Source organism: Pseudooceanicola sp. HF7 (assembly GCF_011806405.1).
In the GTDB taxonomy this organism is placed as follows: Bacteria; Pseudomonadota; Alphaproteobacteria; order Rhodobacterales; family Rhodobacteraceae; genus Pseudooceanicola.
The window spans coordinates 1-3,219 of the sequence record NZ_JAATOW010000069.1; the positions used below are offsets into that span (position 1 = coordinate 1).

Genomic DNA, 3,219 nt, shown 5'->3' on the forward strand with positions numbered 1-3,219 from the left:
GCTGAGCTCCTCCGTCTGCCAGCACCCGGGGCGGAGCGGGTGCGAATCCTGTCAACCATGCGTCTAAGTGCCGGGGAGGCATTTCGAAAATTGCTTCGATGAATGATTGCATTGCCGCCGTGAATTCGACGCGCCGAGAGCAAGATTTCAAAATTTGGACCTGGAGCGCACGGCCAGTCAGCGGGCAGTGGGAAGCCCGGAGGAGTGCGCGACTGAGCGCCGGTACATGCCGATGCAACGCGGCGCGAGCACTGAGGATACTGCGCTCGTGCTACTTGCTCGAGGCATCAAACGTCTCGGGACAGTTGCTTGGACCCCGCTGGCGTCTCGAAGTGGGTTTCGGGTGCAAGTCGGTTGGAACCGGCACTGGCAACCTCTTGCATTGTTATGTCTTAGGCTCTTGGGTATTCGGGCCCTACGGCCTTTAATTTATGAGATTCTCGGCGTTCTGCCGGGGTCGCCATTGGCACCACGCTGCTGTTGTCAGCCGATTTATGACGCCACCCGCGCTCACGTGGCGGTCTCTTCCGAAACCGCCACACAAGTCTCTGTCCGTTTGCGCATCCAGGCCCGGCGGTTATCGCACCGGCTGTAAGCGGGCCCTCGCACGTCCCGCCGCAGCGGAACGATACCGAATAGGAGGGGCATATCGTCAGCCCACCCCCGACGGCTCAGAAGGTCAGATCAAGCGCCATGACCAGCGTTTCTTTCGTGCGGTTTCCCTTGAAGCCATCATAGCGTCCGTAGACCACGTTCAGCATGGCCGAGCGGGACAGCGACACCGTCGCGCCGACAAAGCTGTTCAGATAGGCAGGCTCATTGACGAGATCCTCGTAGGAATTGGCGAACTCGACGTCGACACCAAGACCGGCATAGGGATGGATCTTGCCCGGCCCGACGTGCTGCAAGGCGGCCTTGGCGTAGGCCGACCCGTAGGTCTCGGTGCTGTTGCCACCGGGGCCTTTGACCGTTCCGCCCAGGGAATTGGTGGTTTCGTCGAACCAGACCTTCTGCCAGGCGGCACCGATGTTCGGACGCAGGATGACGTTAGCCGGCAGCGCCGCGATATCCGCCTGTGAGTAGGTGCCGACTGCATCGAACTGAAGGTAGAGGCGCTGCAGATCCTGTTCGGATTCCATCGTTGTCATGGGCAGGGGAATGCTGGTGTCCGAGGTCTCGTCGAACCAGGCGGCCCGCATGGCCAGTCCCCAGTGGTCACTCACCACTTTCAGCAGGTCCGCGCGCAGGGCGAAGGTGTCATTCTCGATACGGCCGCCGTTGTGGCGCATGTCCACCTGGTTCTGGCTGACCTCGACCCCGACACCCATCAGGAGGTCCGGGTTGGGCGCATGGAGGTACTGCACGCCAAACCCGTGCTGCTCGCTATCGGTCTCCAGTTCGGCGCCGCCGTTTCTGGTCCGCGCGGCATCGGTCCAGCGGTTGTCGGTGGTAAACCGCAGGTAGGAGGCCGTCTCGCTAGGTCCTGCATTCAGGCGCTTCGTGATGCCAATCGGCATGATCAGATCACTAAGGTCATCCGAGTAGCCGAAAGTCGGGGTTCCGGGCAGGTCCGCAAGCGCCGCCATCGCACGGCCAACGCCGACGCGCGACTGCACGGTCCCGTAGCGCTCGTTCGAGGCCATGATCCCCAGAAGCCCGCTTTTGCCCATGTTGGCAAGGACCTGGATTGAAAGGGGCGGCGGGCCGCCGGCTCCCCTGGCTTGCGGCGCTTCCGCCGTGGCTGCCGTTGCCGAACACAGGGTTACCGCGCCCAATGCGCAGGTCGCAATGAGTTTGAGCATCTCGCTCCTCCACTGATTAATGATGCTGCGGGGGCCCTCCTGCCCCCACGGGTCAACCGGCGCGCAAGGGCTCTTGCGGCCAGTCTCTGGGCAGATCCCGACCGTTCGCGCCCTGCTGTTCAAAGCCGGGGCGCGCCTGCCGCAAACCTGCCAAAACCTGTCACCCCAGGGCGCGAGGGCCCTGCGACGACGGTCTATCTACGAAGATGTCCTTTCCTCCTCCGCGCGGTCGCAACGTCCCCCGTCGACCACACTTCTCCTCTCGAATCGGACCGTAGCGAGAGGCAGGGGGTAAGCAAAAATTGATTGTTATTGATTCATGTATTTACGTCGTGAATGGATTGTCATTCGCGACGGGTCATGACTTGGGGGCAGAGGCCAAGGCGGCATCCCTGACCCGAGCGCGCAGCCAGATCAGACCGGGATCGCGCGTGCGGTGCTTATGCCAGCGCATGCTCTGCTTCAGCGGCGTGACCTCGAAGGGGGCAGGGTGCATCCGCACCCCCCCACGCTCCACGGCGATCTGCGCCAGCCGTCGCTGGATCAGCGCGATCCGGTCGGTGCCGCGGATCAGTTCGGGGATGGCAGAGAAGAGATAGCACCAGAGCACGATGTTCGGGTCGATGCCCGCCTCGCGGATGGTGACCTCGGAATAACTCTTCTGGCCGCTCAGGGGCTCCATCAGTACCTGGGGAGCGGCGGCGAAACATTCGGGCGTCATCGGTCCCTCCGCATAGGGGCCATCTGCATCCACCAGCACGACCATCTCATCCTCGAAGATGATCTCGTGATCCTGGTCGATCGGTCCAAGGTAGTCCGGCACGATCAACATGTCCGCCTCGCCACGGTCCAGCAACTTGCTGGGGTCCGCGTGCTGCGGGCGCAGGTTCAGCCGGATGTTCGGCGCCTGCTCCGCCACCCGGCGCGAGAGCTCTCCGCCCAGTGTCGCCAGCGAATAATCCGAGAGCACGATGTTGAAGGTGCGCGCGTCGGTCAGCGGATCGAAGACCGGCCGGATCCGCGTCGCGCTCTCCACCCGCATCATGATCTCGCGCACCGGCTCGCGCAGGGTTTCCGCAAGCGGAGACAGCTCCATCCCCCGGCCGACCTGCACCAACAGCGGGTCGTCGAAGAAGATCCTGAGACGGCCAAGGGCGTTCGACATCGCCGATTGAGTAATGAACATCTCTTCCGAAGCCCGTGTCACGCTGCGGGTTTTCAGCAAAACATCGAGTGCCGCCAACAGGTTCATGTCCAGCTTGTTGAAGCGCATCTGCCCCTCCTTCCTCCAATTGACAGGATGAATGCCAGACATTCATCGAAGCAATTTTTTAAATACCTCTCCCAGAGCTACACGATTAGCAAGCAAGATTCGCACCCGCTCCGCCCCGGGTGCTGGCAGACGGAGGAGTTCAGA

Annotated in this window: 2 protein-coding genes; both read right to left on the minus strand. The window is 62.3% G+C overall.

Annotated elements, in window-relative coordinates; all coding sequences use genetic code 11:
* Positions 1-671 precede the first annotated feature (671 nt).
* Complete coding sequence (locus HCZ97_RS20325) at positions 672-1,802, minus strand: autotransporter domain-containing protein (protein WP_167690938.1); 1,131 nt, start codon at positions 1,800-1,802, stop codon at positions 672-674.
* Positions 1,803-2,160: 358 nt separating this feature from the next.
* The gene (locus tag HCZ97_RS20330) at positions 2,161-3,075 is read right to left on the minus strand and encodes a LysR family transcriptional regulator (protein ID WP_167690939.1); all 915 of its coding nucleotides are present in this window, start codon (positions 3,073-3,075) and stop codon (positions 2,161-2,163) included.
* Positions 3,076-3,219 lie beyond the last annotated feature (144 nt).